The following is a 14,340-nucleotide window of genomic DNA, read 5'->3' as shown; positions in this document are numbered from 1 at the left end:
ATGCACATTTTACAAGTCAAAACAGCGTTTAAAATTGCAGATGTAGAACTTGTGCCCAACAACACCAAACTTAACTTTAACTACCTTAAAGAATTGCAAGATGAAAACCACAACCCCCTACCCCAAAGCCTTTTGACTAAGAATGTCGCCCGGGTGTACTTAATTGTCGTGGATGGGGTCATTAAAAAAATCGGCGGTTCACAGGCACAGGGTGGGATCAAAAGTACTTTAGAGATTTATAGAGACGGGGGTGTGAAAGGACGGCCTAGCATCCGCAGTTTTGGGATTTGGTATTTTCTTTATAGCACTATTTTATCCGGCAAAAAGATCGAGTTTTACATGATTTACCAAGACAATTTTAAGGCACAGGTTAAGGGCTTACTCGGCTTACACGAAGTGCCGGACGCTTCTCTTAGCTATAAATTCTTAGAAAATGCATGTCTGCTAGATTATCAAAAAGTGATGGGGGATTACCCCGAGTGGAATATCCAAGAACAGGGCAAGGATTGGCCTAGTGAAGCTAAGGATACCCAGCCCAACTTTTACAAAACGCCCAAACTAGAGAAAAGAGAGTAACAAGGGGAGCCGTGCAAGGGCCTAGAAGCATAGAGGGGGCAGATTAGGGGTATGTGCCAAGAGCTTTAGCTTGGGCACTCAAGGCTTTTTGTGGGTTTAATGCGCCTTTTTTGACACAAAATAAACCCTTGTCGGCATGCGTGTAAATCGTTTACACCGATGGGCTTGCTAGCCCCAAATGGACAAAAAACCAAGAAAAAATTGCTAGAATACCCCCATTCTATTCCAAATCTAGGAACTCTAATGGAAGACAGCACGGGTTCGTATTTTGAGATCGCCAAAGAGGCGCATGACAACAAGGATTATCTAAAGGCGATAGAATACTATCTCAAAGCAAAAGAGGCGGGAGATAGCAGAGCACACTATGGATTGGGGATTTTGTATATGCGAGGACATGGAGTGGAGCAGGACTATGTCAAGGGCATCGAGTGTTTACAAGAAGCCATCGCCCATGGGGATGTGAGGGCATACCATGCCATAGGAGTGCTTTACCAATACGGGCATGGCATGCATCAGGATGCCACTAAGGCTAAGGAATATTTCCAAAAAGGGGCGGAGATGGGGGATGTACTAGCACAAGAGGCACTGAACCACCTCATGAGAAAGAAACACTGAGCTTACCCGCTGTGGTGCAACCCATCTACCAAAGGCAACGCCACTCCTAGAGTGGCACACTACGCAGGTTGTATCAAATAGCGCGCAGACTTCCTAAGCATCCTTTCTAGGGCAACCTGTGCCAAGGCATCTCCCATGGCCGCTCCTTTTTCAAAGCATTTCTTGGCTCTCGCAATGTCTTGTGGTCTTTCACATCCATATTGATAAAAAAGCCCCAAAGAGCAATAAGCCCTCGCTTCTCCGTGCTTAGCCGCCTTAAGAAAATACGCAAACGCGATTTTTCTATCTTGAACCACACAATTGCCATCAAAATACAACAAACCCAGTTTGTAGTACTTTAGCGCGCACGCGTTTTTTTCAGCCCGTGTATAGTGTTCTCTAGTTCTTTGATAATTTTTACTAGCATGTGTGGCCAAAGTTTCAAAGTATGAACTCACATTTTTTATGAGATTCATGCACATGTAAATCTCCAAACTTCTTAATAAATCAAATATAAGGAGCCCATTTTAACATTTTTTTGTGATTTTTTAATAAATAATATAATGATCGTAATGATAATTTTTATAAAGAATTGTATGTCTAGTTTAACAAAAACTAATGGGATGAAATTGCTGGCATGGTTAAAGAAGTGGGTGCCCAGGTGCGCAAGCTCAAAGTGGGGGATAGGGCAGGAGTGGGGTATTTTGTGAACTCCTGTGGAAAATGTGGCCCTTGCACTCGTGCTTTGCGCACAACTGCAGTGAGGGCAAGGTGGTGCTCACTTCTAAATTCTTTGGGTTGCTTTCACAAATGAACCCACATGGCGACTTTCCGATTGCATTGTGGTGGATGGAACTATACGGTGAAAATCCCCGCCCACGCTCCCCTAGATAAAGTGGCCCCTTGTGTGCCGGCATCACCACCTACACCTGTTTAAAGTTTTTTAAAGTGGCCCGGGTTCTAAGGTGGGGATCGCAGATTTTGGGGGCTTAGTCAAATGGCACTCAAATACACATTGGCACTAGGAGCTTAAGGTAAGTGTGTTTGGGCGCAGTGGAGCAAAAAGACAAACGGCGTTGGCTCTAGGGACTAAGCACCACTACAATCCCCACAAGAGGTGCCAAGAGATAGCCTAGATTGCATCATCGCCACCTCCTAAAGAGGCTGTTTTTGGAATTGAGCTTGTGGGTCTGATTGTCGAGAGCATAAAAGGGCGTATGGCTTAAGGATTGGAGGCTTGAGGTATACGATTGACATGGAAAAACTTGGCAACAGTGAGCCGCAAAGGTGCTCTTGGCTAGCCATTTGGACTTGATGTTTAACTACCTTGTGCGCTGGCCACCCCTCCAAGGTGTAAACACCGCTAAGCAGTGCCTTTAGCCCATCAACACCTTCACCAGCCCAAAGCCCGCAAAGATGAGGACAATAAAGAGGATGAGGGCTAAAATAAAAGCACTCCCTCCAAGGTTTAAAAACTTCTTTAACTCCACTTGCAGACCCAGTGCTCCCATGGCGCACACCAAGCACACCACAGATCCAAAGCGCAACATCTCTACCCCATGTTTTAGCGTATCGGGGGGCACAAAGCCGCCCAATAAAGGCTGCAGGTAGGAATGCACCACCACCATCCCTAAGAAAATAAAGGCAAACCAAGGCACTTGTAATTTGACCTTGTGCTTGTGCGCAGTGTTTGTACTTTTTAAATAGAAGGACACGGCTAAGAGCAGGGGGATGAGCATGATCACGCGCACCATTTTGATGGTTACGGCGACTTTCTCGGCTTCTAGTGAAATTCCACTAGCAGCTCCGGCGACATTGGCCACCTCGTGCAAAGTCGCCCCGATATACACGCCCTCAGAGAGTGGGCTTAAGGGCACCCAGCCTAGGTGATACACAAAGGGGTATAAAAACATCGCCAAGAGCCCAAAGACGATCACGGTGCCCACTGCCACCACGCCCTTAAAGGGGGGGGATTTAAGCACACTCTCTAAAGCCAAGATTGCCGCTGCCCCGCACACCGCGCTCCCGCATGCCACGAGCATGCTTAAATCCCGATCTAGCCCCATCTTGCCCCCCAGCCACACCCCAAGCAAAAACACCCCCACGACCACGACCAAAGCGATGAATAGGGGGGTGTAGCCGTAGTGCAAAATGTCGTTGATCGTCACATTAAAGCCGTAAAGGATGATGCCTAAACGCAAGAGCTTTTTGGCACTAAAATGCACGCCATGGTGCGTCCAGTAGGCGATCTTAGGGTAAAAGAACGAACCTAGAAGCCCAATTAAAACCGCCACTAAAAGGGGTGAAATGTGGTGTGTGGTTAAAAAGGGTAGATGGGCGATTTTGAGCGATGCAAAGACCAAAATCCCGATGACACAAAGACCTAAGACAATTCCTAAAAAAGTGTTTTGATGGTGTCGCATGTTCTCTCTTTTTTTGGATCAACTCCTAAATTTTTGCACTAAGGACACATAGCGCGGGTGCAAACGCCTAAACACCCGCACCACAAACGGATAGCACGCATCCCGTTCTCTAGAGATATTGCCCTCTAGAGTGTTTTCTTCATGCTCTCTGATGGCAAAGGGCTGGTAGACATAGTTTTTAATGCCGTGTAAATAGGTGTTCTCCATCACACAGTCTACGGGCATCACCCAGTGCTTGCTCGCTCGGACAAAAGCTTTAGCAGCTTTTGGGTTGATGATGTAACCTTGTGTCCCACTCCCATAAGTGGGGTGGTTGATGACGAAGATATTAGGGATTTGGGTTGGTGTGGCGTGGATTTGATTGACGAATAAATGCATCAAACGCACCCAATGCAGGCGGTTTATGATGGTTTGGATGTACTCTAGGCTGTCAAAAAAATGAGGCTCTAGGACAATGTCGTCCTCTAATACACAGATGGATTCTCGCAAATCAATGCACCGTTGCCATAGGCTATAGTGGCTGGCAAAGCACCCAAGTTCTCCAAGACTCATGGGTATGCCCATTTGCTTAAGCGCATAAGAGCAGGCTTGCAACAGGGTTTTCACCCCGCCCCCAGCAATCCCCGTGTTTTTGTGCAAAAAAACATAGCATAAATGGGCGGACACGAGGGGGTGCAGGCCTTCCTTGGTTTGGGAATAAATGGCATCAAAAATTTCTACGGGGTGTTTATCTTGCTTCAAATCCGCCAAGAGCGCATCGATATTGCGCTCTTTAAGCCCCCACTCTTGGCAGGTGGCTTTCGATAAGTGGATCACAAAAATACGCATGCACTCTCCAAAAAAAGACCCATTATAACAACACTTTGCTATAAGCAGCACTTAAGCAACGCTTTTTACCCCAAGACCCCACTCTAGCCTACAACCGATCTCCACAAAACGCCCCGATCACAACCCCCTAGACATATACCAACACACACTCCCCTAAGCCCCCCAAGCCACCAAATCCCTACCGCCACATAAGCTTTATCTTGCGTGTGCTATAATCCCCCTTTATGAAAACGCCAAAATAAAGACCGCCATGCCCCTTTATACAGATTTATTAAGCCAGCTTTGCGCCAAAGAGGATTTAAGAGAGGAGCAGGTGCGGGCGTTTTGGGCGGGCGTTTTGGGCGGGCACTTTAGCGACATTGAGTTAGGGGCACTGCTCATTGCCTTAAAATGCAAGGGCGAGAGCCCGCAAGAGATTGCGTTTAGCGTGCAGGCGTGTTTGCAAGAGAGCCAAGCCTTGAAGGCCCCGCTTGGGGGGGTGGTGGATAATTGCGGCACGGGCGGGGATGGCAACAGAAGCTTTAATATCAGTACCATCAGTGCCTTTGTGTGCGCCACACTGGGCGTGAAAATGGCTAAGGCGGGCAATTACAGCTCAAGCGGGAGCGGAAGCGCGGAGTTCTTAGAGCATTTAGGCTTTAATTTGCGCCTAAGCCCTAAACAAGTGCATCAAAGCTTAGACTTAACCAACTTCGCCTTCCTCTTTGCCCCCATTTTCTACCTCAGCTTTGCTAAGGTTGCCCCCCTAAGAAAAGCCCTAAAAACCCGTACCCTTTTTAATTTGCTAGGCCCGCTCTTAAACCCTCTGCGCCCCAAAGCCCAGCTTTTAGGCGTGGCCACCCCCAAATTGTGTTACCCCCTAGCCTGCACCTTGCAAAACCTAGGGCTAGAGCGGGCACTGGTGGTGCACGGCTCAGGTTGCGATGAGATCGCCGTGCATGGAAAGACTTTAGTCTGCGAGCTAAGGAAGGGGCAAATCAAACAATACATGTTAGAGCCTAAAGACTTTGGACTCAAAAGCCATCCGCTAGAAGCTCTAAAGGTGCAGAGCGTGCAAGAGAGCGTGCGCATTTGTTTAGACTTATTGCAAGGGGGGGGCAGTGAGGCCCAAAAGGCGAGTGTGATCGCCAATAGCGCGGGGGTGTTGTTTGTGGCAGGACGGGTTAAAGATTTTAGAGAGGGTGCTAAGCTAGCTAGAGAGTGTTTAGAGAGCAAACAAGCCTACACCCACTTACAAAGGATGGTGCAATTAAGCCATGCATGATTTGCTAAAAACCATGGTAGAACACAAGAAAAAAGAGGTGCAAGCCCTAAAAAAACGCTACAGCCTACCCGCTGAGCTTAGGCCCAGCCAAAGGAATTTTAAAGAGGCCTTGCAAGAGCGGCGCACGAGCTTTATTTTAGAGTGCAAGCAGGCCTCCCCCTCTAAGGGTTTGATTCGAAGCCCCTTTGATTTGGTGAAAATCGCTAAGGTGTATGAGAGATATGCCACTTGCATTTCCGTGCTGACCGATGAGAAATATTTTAAAGGGGCGTTTGAGAATTTGCGTATAGTGGCCGAGCACTCCACCAAACCCCTTTTGTGTAAGGACTTTATCCTGGACCCTTTTCAAGTCCGCCTAGCGCGCTTTATGGGTGCGGACGCGATTTTATTGATGCTTAGTGTGCTGGATGATGAGAGTTATGCAGAATTAGCCACCCTTGCGCAGTCTTTAAGCATGGCGGTTTTAACTGAGGTGAGTGATCAAGCGGAATTGCAACGAGCCCTTGATTTAAACGCTCCCATTGTGGGCATCAATAACCGGGATTTAAAAACCCTCAAAGTGGATATACACACCACCCTAAAGCTCGCCCCTTTAATCGCTGAGGATAAAATCCTCGTTAGCGAGTCTGGGATCAACTCACACGCGGTGATAAAACAGCTGTGCCACAAGGTGCAGGGCTTCTTGGTGGGCAGCCACCTTATGGCGCAAAAAAACCTAGAAAAGGCGTGTAAAAAGCTCATCTTGGGCGAAAATAAAGTCTGTGGATTAAAAAGGGTGAAAGATGCTAGGGCGGTGCTTAAAAACGGCTTTATTTATGGCGGGCTGATTTTTGACCCCCAAAGCCCGCGCTACATTGCCCCCAAGAAGGCCAAAAAGCTCATTAAAAAAGTGCCTAAGCTGGACTTTGTGGGCGTGTTCGTGCAGGCCAAGCCCAAGACGATCATTAAACGAGCCTACCAGCTAGGGCTTAAGGCGGTGCAGCTTCACGGGTACTATAGCCAAGAGGATTTACATTTACTGCAAAATGCCCTAGATTGCCCCGTGTGGCTGGTGGCAAGCATTGACCCGCATGCCAAAAAATTACCCCAAATCCCCAATGCCCCTTTAGTGTTGTTTGACAGCAAGGGAGCAAAAGCGGGGGGCAATGGCGTGGCGTTTGCTTGGGAGCTTTTAGAGGGTTTTAAACGCCCTTTTATGCTCGCAGGGGGGCTAAATGCGAGTAATTTAGAAAAGGCAGCCGCCATAGGAGCGCTGGGGCTTGATTTAAACTCAGGAGTGGAAAACGCACCCGGCAGAAAGAGCGGGCAAAAAATCGCCCAAGTGGCGAAAATGTTACGGGAGTATTGAATGCAGCGGTATTTTGGAGAATTTGGAGGAGGCTTTGTGCCCGAGCTGTTAGTCCCCGCCCTCACACAATTAGAGCAGGCGTTTGAGGCTTGTTTAAAAGACAGCGGGTTTCAAGCCGCGTTAAGCGGGCTTTTAAAGGATTTTGTGGGCCGGCCAAGCCCCTTAACTCTAGTGAAAAACTTTTGCCCTAACCCCAAGGTGAAAATGTATCTAAAAAGGGAGGATTTGATCCACGGGGGGGCACACAAGACTAACCAAGCCCTAGGGCAAGCACTCTTGGCGCAAAAAATAGGCAAAACGCGCGTGATTGCCGAAACGGGGGCAGGGCAGCACGGCGTGGCGAGTGCCATTGCTTGCGCGCTCTTGGGGTTAGAGTGTGTGGTGTATATGGGGGCTAAAGACATTGAGAGACAAAAGCAAAATGTTTTTAGGATGCGCCTACTGGGTGCCAAGGTGCAATCCGTAGAGAGCGGTTCGGCAAGTTTAAAGGACGCGATCAATGAGGCCCTTAGGGATTGGGCAAGCTCTTATGCCACCACCCACTACCTGCTAGGTACCGCTGCTGGCCCGCACCCCTACCCACAAATGGTTAAACACTTCCAAAGCGTGATCGGCACTGAAGCAAGGGCGCAGATTTTAGCAAAAGAAGGCAGGTTGCCCGACTCTGTCATCGCTTGCGTGGGCGGAGGCTCTAATGCGATTGGCATTTTTGCGGGATTTTTAGACGATACAACCGTTGCCTTGGTGGGGGTGGAGCCCGGAGGGCTTGGGCTAGATACAAATAAACACGGGGCAACTTTATGCAAGGGGAGTGTGGGGATTTTGCACGGCAGCAAGACTTATATTCTGCAAAATGAAGAGGGGCAAATTTTAGAAAGCCACAGCATTTCTGCCGGACTAGATTACCCCGGCGTGGGGCCAGAGCATAGCTATTTAAAAACAAGCGGGCGGGCGCAGTATGTGGCTGTGAGCGATAAGGAAGCCCTAGAGGCCTTTGTGCACTTAAGCCAAAGCGAGGGCATCATCCCCGCCCTAGAGAGCGCGCATGCCCTAGCTTATGCCTATAAACTTGCTAACGAGTGCAAGGGAGAAAGCCTGATTCTTGTCAATTTAAGTGGCCGGGGGGATAAGGACTTAGCCACAGTGCAGGGGGCGTTGGCAAATGCCTAGGGTTGTTTGCCCATGGTGTGATTTCTTGGTGTAAGCGGTTTGGTGTTTGCATCCTACTTCATCAGTCCAAAGAGTTGGCAGGCTTTAGGTGTAAAAGAGTTTGAGGCCCACTTAATGCGGGTGTTTCGCGCCCATCCGCCCAACTTCGCCTGCTTAAGGCAAGCGGGTAGCGCGCCCTTTAGCCCAGATGTGTGTGCTGTTTTTGTGCGCCTTTGTGTCGCTTTTAAAGTGGTCGCTTTAATCAATTGTAAAACCCCGAGTGCCAGCCTAGAGAGTGCTCTAGAATTTGGCTTTAGCGGCGTGCATTTAAAAAGCCATGTCCTAGATTTTGCACCAAAAATCCCTAAACACTTACAAATCTTTTACAGCGCACACAGCATTGATGAGGTACAAGAAGCCCTAGATTGCAGTGTGCATTTTTGCACCCTAAGCCCCATATTTGCCACGCCAAACAAACCCCCACCTTTGGGACTAGACTACTTCAATGCCCTAAGCCCTGCGCTCAAAGCCCGCGTTTTTGCCCTAGGGGGGATCACCACACCAAGACACATTGAGCTAGTGAAAAATCTACACCTTAAGGGTTTTGCGAGCATCCGCTATTTTTTAAACCCCTAAAACCCACTCTCAAGCTTTTATAAGTTCAATGTTGCTTGTAGTAAAACTTGGCGACAACTTTGCTAATCCTGGTCAAAGGGGTCAAAATGCACTCTTTCAAAACAATAATCACCCTAGCAGCTCTGGGCCTTACCTGCCCCTTGTGGGCTTATGGGTCTGTGGTTTTCAATGCTCCAACAGCACCCAAAGCACGCAGAAAAAAGCCCCTTAAGCTTGCCAGCCAAATCCCGCGTTTTGATGTGCAAACACTAAACCTATAGTTTTGTCTGCGCCTCAAGTGCCCCAAACCAAGGTGGGCAAGTAGCCTAGAACCACTTCAAAGGAGTTTTTATGGACAACGGGCTCAAAAATACCTCCGCTAGCCTTTCCTCTGCCTTTTGTTCATCCTTCTTAAGAAGCGGACACAGAGATCGATAAGATGGCTTTCAAGGGACGGATGTCCTTTGGTGTTGCAATGCTCATGGCAATCCTTTCTTAAGCCTCCTTCTTTGGCGCGCCCGGACCTTGAGCTAAACCCCCTGTGCCCTAACTTTCTGAGGCAACCAAAACTAAACCTCTGCCCCGGGTTTGTAACAACATAAACCAAACCACAACACCAAACCCCAACACCCCCATTGCCAACACTAAAAACCTGCCCCCCATAAAGGTGGATGCGAGTCCTGCGCCCATTTCTCTAAGTCTACACAGAGTGCCAGCCCTTGCCAAACCCAAAATAATGGAATGCCCTTGCCAAACCCCCAAAACACCGCCCAAACCCCGACCAGCAAGCCAAGTGCCACTACGCCCCCTAAAATTTCTACACCCCTATGTCCTAAACCCACTCGCAAACCCTGATAGATGGTGGTGGTACACTCCAAAACATTGATAGCTACAAGAGAGAAGAATAGGGCACGATTGAAGTCAATACAAGCATATTGCTTAGGCTTGTGGAGCACAGTACTGGTAACACGGCACAAGCCATCAGTTCTTTAGTGGCGGGGACCGACAAGTTTTTTAACCAAGTGTCTAACAACGCCAACATCAGCCAAGATATGAATGACTCTTTTAATGGTTTTGATGCGATGGCAAACAACCCAAGCCACAATATCGCCAGCTTATAAGCCAGGTTAGACCAACTCATCATTCAAGAGCAGAAGTTGCGGCGCGTTGTTAAACACCCATCCTAAGCACCTCTTTGTAGGGCTAGATGTCTTGGCTGCTAAAGAGTGAAATTAGTCTCCAAGAATCAACAGTTCAAAGGGCTGGCGATACAAGACTTGGGCACACCTACCTACAGACTACAAAAAGCAAGCTGGCCACCTACGCTTAAAGCACCCAAGTCTTAATCGCCCTCTTAAACTCTCGCCTTGCCACGATGCAAAGCGGGCAGGAAAGCGGCAATGTCTACAGATTTAACGCCCAACTGGGTTATCAGCAATTCTTTGGCAAGAGAAAACGCTTTGGACTGCGTTGCTACAGCAGTTTTAGCTACCAATATGGCAAGCTTGCGAAGTCTGCCAGTGCCCTTTAGCAACTTGGTCTATGGTGCTCATAGATGCGCTCTATAACCTCTATGAAAGTGCCCATGTGTCTTACAACACAGGGTTGTTTATAGGCTTTATACTGGCGAGCAGCTCGTGGCTATAAAGGATGCCAGGGCATACAAAAACTTGGCCAGTGCCCTAAAATCTCAGGGCTGGCAGGTGTGCCAACACATGACCTATTTTCAAATCCTCCTAACATTGGCTTTAAAGCAATGTCAGTAAGCATCATAGGTTTAAAGTGGGGCTAAAATCCCCTAGCCTTCAACAGTTGCTCCAAAGCCCATAAGGACAAGAGCTCATAGAGCTTAGCAACAAATGCCCTATCTCCGTCTTTGTGAATTATGTTTACAACTTCTAGGCGGTTGTTGGCATGATTTGGGTGAGCAGTCCCTCTGCGGCTAAGCTTATGATATACTTAAGTTCTAATTTTTATAGGAGTTTTTGATGTGGCATCAGGTCTACGCCCCCCTGGGGGGCAATATTTGGCTAAGCGCCCTTGTTGCGGTTTTACCCATTGTACTCTTTTTTGCGTCCTTAATTGTGTTTAAACTCAAAGGACACACCGCTGCGTTTTTAAGCGTGGGGTTGTCTGTGGCAATCGCCCTTTTTATCTACAAAATGCCCGCTGTGATGGTGGGGGCGAGCTTTGTTTACGGCTTTCTCTATGGTTTGTGGCCCATTGCGTGGATCATCGTCGCTGCGATCTTCTTGTATAAGCTCAGCGTGAAATCCGGCTACTTTGAGATTCTCAAAGAAAGTGTACAGGCCATCACACCCGATCACCGCATCTTGGTGATTTTGATCGGGTTTTGTTTTGGCTCGTTTTTGGAGGGGGCGATCGGCTTTGGTGGACCTGTAGCGATCACCGCGGCGATCTTGGTCGGTCTAGGCTTAAACCCCCTGTATGCGGCGGGGTTGTGCTTGATTGCCAACACTGCGCCCGTGGCCTTTGGAGCAGTGGGCATCCCCATCACGGCCATGGCAGGGGCAGTGGGTGTGAGCGCGCTCTCTATCAGTGCGATGGCGGGTAAGATTTTATTCTTTATCAGTTTGCTTGTTCCCTTTTTCATTGTGTTCTTAATGGATGGGTTTAGAGGAGTGAAAGAAACCTTCCCTGCAGTGTTCGTAGCTGCTCTTAGCTTTGCCTTAGCGCAGTATTTAAGCTCCAACTATCTAGGACCAGAGTTGCCCGGAATCCTCTCGGCAATCGTTTCGCTCATCGCAACTGCAGTGTTTTTGCGCTTTTGGCAACCCAAGCACATTTTTAGAAGTGATGGCAAGGAAGTTTCCCATGAGCACCCCAAACACCATATCTGTAAGGTCTTGGTGGCGTGGGCCCCTTTCATTATTCTCATTGCAACCATTGTCATTTGGACTCAGCCGTGGTTTAAAGCCCTCTTTACCAAGGGCGGAGCGTTGGCGTTCTCTAGCTTTTACTTTGAGTTTAGTAGCATCAGTCAAAAGATTTTAAAGAGCGCGCCCTTTGTGTTTGAGAGCAAGAGTGCGGCCAGCCCTGTGGTCTTTAAATTACCTCTCATCAACACCGTGGGCACTTCTATTTTAGTGGCTGCGCTCATTAGTATTTTTGTGCTCCGCGTGAAGGCTAGCGAAGCAATCGAGGTCTTTGGCGACACCTTAAAAGAAATGCGCTACCCTATTTTGACGATCGGACTGGTGCTCAGCTTTGCTTATGTGTCCAATTACAGCGGGATTTCAGCCACCATGGCACTTGCGCTCACCCACACGGGCAAAGCCTTTACTTTCTTCTCGCCCATCATTGGGTGGGTTGGCGTGTTTTTAACAGGCAGCGACACAAGCTCTAACCTGCTCTTTGGCTCCTTGCAACAGCTCACCGCCAATAACCTTAAAATCCCAGAAATTTTAACGCTCACCGCCAACACCGTGGGTGGGACTTTGGGCAAGATGATCAGCCCACAAAGCATCGCGATCGCCTGTGCCGCCGTGGGCTTGGCGGGCAAGGAGTCTGATTTGTTTAAATTCACGGTGAAATACTCGATCGCCTTTGTGGTTGTGATTGGGATTGTGGTGAGCGTGATCGCCTATGGATTCCCCCAAGTGGTGCCCACTACTTAGGTAGGCTCACCTGCTTGGGCTTAGAGCTGAAGACCTTTTCATACAACCGCAAGAGCACGATGAAAAAGGCAGTGATGGTGGGGCCCACAGCGATCCCCCAAAAGCCAAACTTGCTGATACCCGCTAAAATGGAAAAGAAGATTAAAATCTCGTTGATCTTAAGCGAGATTTTCAGCACTTGGCGTTTAATGAAGCCAATGAGCCATGGTTTAATCAGGCTGTCGATCGCCCCGCCGATAAAGATCACCGAATAAAGAGCGATGATTAAGGCGATTGTAGGGTGGTTTCTGTAAAGCTCATAAACGCTCACGGGCAGCCACACCAAAGCCCCGCCCACAATGGGAATCAAAGAAGCCAGTCCGTATAAAATCCCAAGCGAGAGCCAATCTAGCCCAAAAAACACTACCAACACCCCAAAGGCCACGCCTTGCAACACGACATTGATGATCGAGGTCAGCAAGACCACGCGCAAAATCCCCGCCACTTCTCTAAAAATCCCCCGGCTTTGGATTTTCTCAAAGGGCAGAATCTCCAAAATATAATCGTAAAAGCGTTGCCCGTAAAAGAAACATAAGAATAAAAAGACCAACACCATCGCCGTATCGCTAGCAAATTTAAGGCTGTACTTGCCAATCCCGCTACTAAGGTGCAGGGCGTAGGACATCAAGGTCTGCGCTGAAAAATTAGACAAGAGTTTATGGGCATAGGTGCTTAGGGCGGGGAAGTGCTCCAAATAGAGCAAGAGGTCGCTTTTGGACTTGTTGAAGTAAAAGGCAAATTTTTCTAGGTTTAAGTGGGTGATAAAATCCATGCTTTTGTAAATGAGAAAATACATCGGCACGACTAAAAAGCTTAAAAGCACCACCACGCATAAAAGCGAGCTGCAAATGTTGTTCATGTAGTGGTCAAAGAACTCTTTGAGCCAAAAGACCGTGACGCAGAGCAGTCCGGCGATGAGCAAATCCATTAAAAAATCTTCATAAAGATAGAGCATCCAATAAAAAGACACCGCAAACAAAAGCCAAAAGAAATACACAGGACGCATGCAACTCGCTTTTTTACTCTATAATACCCCAAATAATACCCCAAAAAGGCCAAACATGTACCTAGAGAAATATTGTGCCAGTGGGAACGATTTTTTAATCACCCACCACTTGAAGCCCACCAACCGCCAAGCCCTAGCCAAAGAGCTTTGCGCGCGCCACTATGGCTTTGGCGCAGATGGTTTGGTGGTGCTCTTGCCCCATCCTGAATATGCCTATACATGGGAGTTTTACAACGCCGATGGGAGCTTAGCCAACATGTGCGGGAATGCGAGTCGGTGCGTGGGACTTTATGCGTATTTGCAAGGGATCGCCCCCAAGAAACATTGCTTTTTAAGCGGGGCTGGGGCAATTGGCGTTGAAGTGCTTGAAGTTGAAGAGAGGGGCGGGGTGGTGCAAAGTAACTTAGGCAGTCCCAAGTGGCTAGAGCATCTAGAGATTGAGGGGCAGGAGTGGGCATTGATTGACAGCGGCGTGCCCCACTTGGTGCATTTTGTAGATCATGTCAGCGCATTGCCTCAAGCCAAGACCCCAGCCATGCAAGCCCTGCGCCAACAATTTAACGCCAATGTCAACTATGCCTATGTAGAGAGTCCTGCAAAAATCCATTTGGCTACCTATGAGCGGGGGGTGGAGGACATCACGCTGGCCTGTGGCACGGGCATGGCGGCCGTGTTTGTGGCGGCGCAACAAAGGGGGGCAAAGCCTAAAGCGTATTGCATTCCGCCCAGTGGGGAGGTTTTAAACTTAAGTTTAGAGGGCAAGAATGTTCTCTTTAGCGGGGCGGTCAAAAGGGTGGGGGCAGTCTCCTTAAATGCGTTCATTGACTATTGCCATGCCCTTTGCTAGAATTTGAAATTTT

General features: G+C 48.4%; 14 protein-coding genes and 1 pseudogene. 11 read left to right on the top strand and 4 right to left on the bottom strand.

Annotated elements, in window-relative coordinates:
• Together AOG36_RS02940 and AOG36_RS02935 are read left to right on the top strand one after the other, a co-directional pair.
• Nucleotides 1-623, top strand: a pseudogene (locus tag AOG36_RS02940) (GIY-YIG nuclease family protein).
• A gap of 196 nt (nucleotides 624-819) precedes the next feature.
• Complete coding sequence (locus AOG36_RS02935) at nucleotides 820-1,191, top strand: tetratricopeptide repeat protein (RefSeq protein WP_015106349.1); 372 nt, start codon at nucleotides 820-822, stop codon at nucleotides 1,189-1,191.
• Nucleotides 1,192-1,250: 59 nt separating this feature from the next.
• Here the strand turns inward: AOG36_RS02935 and AOG36_RS09330 are convergent, their stop codons facing one another.
• The gene (locus AOG36_RS09330; RefSeq protein ID WP_370696088.1) at nucleotides 1,251-1,646 is read right to left on the bottom strand and encodes a tetratricopeptide repeat protein; all 396 of its coding nucleotides are present in this window, start codon (nucleotides 1,644-1,646) and stop codon (nucleotides 1,251-1,253) included.
• 161 nt (nucleotides 1,647-1,807) lie between these two features.
• On the opposite strand from AOG36_RS09330, the gene AOG36_RS09325 reads away from it, so the two are divergent.
• Nucleotides 1,808-1,984, top strand: a complete 177-nt coding sequence (locus AOG36_RS09325) for an alcohol dehydrogenase catalytic domain-containing protein (RefSeq protein WP_082336614.1) — start codon at nucleotides 1,808-1,810, stop codon at nucleotides 1,982-1,984.
• A 562-nt stretch (nucleotides 1,985-2,546) separates the two neighbouring features.
• Here the strand turns inward: AOG36_RS09325 and AOG36_RS02925 are convergent.
• Together AOG36_RS02925 and AOG36_RS02920 are read right to left on the bottom strand one after the other, a co-directional pair.
• On the bottom strand, nucleotides 2,547-3,593 hold the full coding sequence (locus tag AOG36_RS02925) for a YeiH family protein (RefSeq protein WP_015106347.1): 1,047 nt from the start codon (nucleotides 3,591-3,593) through the stop codon (nucleotides 2,547-2,549).
• 18 nt (nucleotides 3,594-3,611) lie between these two features.
• Nucleotides 3,612-4,421, bottom strand: a complete 810-nt coding sequence (locus AOG36_RS02920) for a glycosyltransferase family 25 protein (RefSeq protein WP_053825456.1) — start codon at nucleotides 4,419-4,421, stop codon at nucleotides 3,612-3,614.
• A 250-nt stretch (nucleotides 4,422-4,671) separates the two neighbouring features.
• Between AOG36_RS02920 and trpD the strand changes: the two genes are divergently transcribed.
• From trpD to AOG36_RS02880, 7 genes are all read left to right on the top strand, one after another.
• A complete protein-coding gene (trpD, locus tag AOG36_RS02915) occupies nucleotides 4,672-5,685 on the top strand; it encodes an anthranilate phosphoribosyltransferase (protein WP_015106344.1) in 1,014 nt (337 codons plus the stop codon).
• Complete coding sequence (gene trpCF, locus AOG36_RS02910; protein ID WP_053825455.1) at nucleotides 5,678-7,033, top strand: bifunctional indole-3-glycerol-phosphate synthase TrpC/phosphoribosylanthranilate isomerase TrpF; 1,356 nt, start codon at nucleotides 5,678-5,680, stop codon at nucleotides 7,031-7,033. The genes trpD and trpCF overlap by 8 nt, the downstream gene beginning before the upstream one ends.
• Entirely contained in the window at nucleotides 7,034-8,203 is a 1,170-nt protein-coding gene (gene trpB / locus AOG36_RS02905) for a tryptophan synthase subunit beta (protein WP_015106342.1), read from the top strand. It abuts the gene before it with no gap.
• Between the two features lie 42 nt (nucleotides 8,204-8,245).
• Entirely contained in the window at nucleotides 8,246-8,818 is a 573-nt protein-coding gene (locus AOG36_RS02900; protein ID WP_015106341.1) for a thiamine phosphate synthase, read from the top strand.
• A 926-nt stretch (nucleotides 8,819-9,744) separates the two neighbouring features.
• Complete coding sequence (locus AOG36_RS02890) at nucleotides 9,745-9,918, top strand: hypothetical protein (protein ID WP_156294630.1); 174 nt, start codon at nucleotides 9,745-9,747, stop codon at nucleotides 9,916-9,918.
• A gap of 254 nt (nucleotides 9,919-10,172) precedes the next feature.
• Nucleotides 10,173-10,328 (top strand): outer membrane beta-barrel protein, encoded by a 156-nt coding sequence (locus AOG36_RS08170; RefSeq protein WP_015106337.1) that lies wholly within the window; start codon nucleotides 10,173-10,175, stop codon nucleotides 10,326-10,328.
• A gap of 457 nt (nucleotides 10,329-10,785) precedes the next feature.
• Nucleotides 10,786-12,435: an L-lactate permease gene (locus tag AOG36_RS02880; protein ID WP_015106335.1), complete on the top strand. Its 1,650-nt coding sequence runs from the start codon at nucleotides 10,786-10,788 to the stop codon at nucleotides 12,433-12,435.
• On the opposite strand, the gene AOG36_RS02875 is transcribed toward AOG36_RS02880, so the two are convergent.
• A complete protein-coding gene (locus AOG36_RS02875; RefSeq protein WP_015106334.1) occupies nucleotides 12,428-13,480 on the bottom strand; it encodes an AI-2E family transporter in 1,053 nt (350 codons plus the stop codon). The two genes, AOG36_RS02880 and AOG36_RS02875, sit on opposite strands and share 8 nt — an antisense overlap.
• Nucleotides 13,481-13,535: 55 nt before the next feature.
• Here AOG36_RS02875 and dapF point away from each other — a divergent pair, with 55 nt between their 5' ends.
• The gene (dapF, locus tag AOG36_RS02870) at nucleotides 13,536-14,327 is read left to right on the top strand and encodes a diaminopimelate epimerase (protein WP_015106333.1); all 792 of its coding nucleotides are present in this window, start codon (nucleotides 13,536-13,538) and stop codon (nucleotides 14,325-14,327) included.
• Nucleotides 14,328-14,340: the final 13 nt, after the last annotated feature.

Source organism: Helicobacter heilmannii (assembly GCF_001283065.1).
Lineage (GTDB): Bacteria > Campylobacterota > Campylobacteria > Campylobacterales > Helicobacteraceae > Helicobacter > Helicobacter heilmannii.
Note: the sequence above shows the minus strand (reverse complement) of the source record. Positions and strands in the feature narration are given on the sequence as shown.